Genomic DNA, 488 nt, shown 5'->3' on the forward strand with positions numbered 1-488 from the left:
TGATCAATCAACGACCACGAAAATGTTTGGGCTGGAAGACTGCTCACGAATCCTTCTCAGAAGAACTGTCGCACTTGGCTTGACAATCCGTCAAAAATATTAACAGACCTTATAGTCATGGCTGTAATCTTATCCTTAATTCCGATGATCAAGTCTATATGTCAGGTGGCACAACACAAATAGGCACAAAATTATTATCTCTTGAAACAAGTATCTTTAGGGGATTTAAAGAGGAAGATGCAGTTCTAGGAAACGTAAGATTTGAAAGCTACTTAAAAGCATTATACTTAGTTGGATATATACAATTTGAAAATGATCCACTCATTGAAAAAGCTCGTCAACGATATAGGGAAGGTTACCGGTTACAAAGGTTTGGGACTCAAACCGGTAACAATACAAAATTTCTGTAAAATGGGTTATCTTAAATTGGGTCGAAGTTTTTATGTTACATGATAAAAAAAGAAGAAGGAGATGATTTTATATGCAGC

General features: G+C 35.7%; 1 protein-coding gene. It reads left to right on the forward strand.

Annotated elements, in window-relative coordinates; translation table 11 throughout:
* Window positions 1-158 precede the first annotated feature (158 nt).
* Window positions 159-410, forward strand: coding sequence for a hypothetical protein (locus PPOP_RS21110; RefSeq protein ID WP_006287858.1), 252 nt, complete (start codon window positions 159-161; stop codon window positions 408-410).
* The last annotated feature ends 78 nt before the right edge of the window (window positions 411-488 follow it).

Source organism: Paenibacillus popilliae ATCC 14706 (assembly GCF_000315235.1).
Classification (GTDB): Bacteria; Bacillota; Bacilli; order Paenibacillales; family Paenibacillaceae; genus Paenibacillus_B; species Paenibacillus_B popilliae.

What these genes read in the sequence shown, in the direction of transcription:
- PPOP_RS21110 (WP_006287858.1), top strand. Translation starts at nt 159, where the DNA reads ATGTCAGGTGGCACAACACAAATAGGCACAAAATTATTATCTCTTGAA.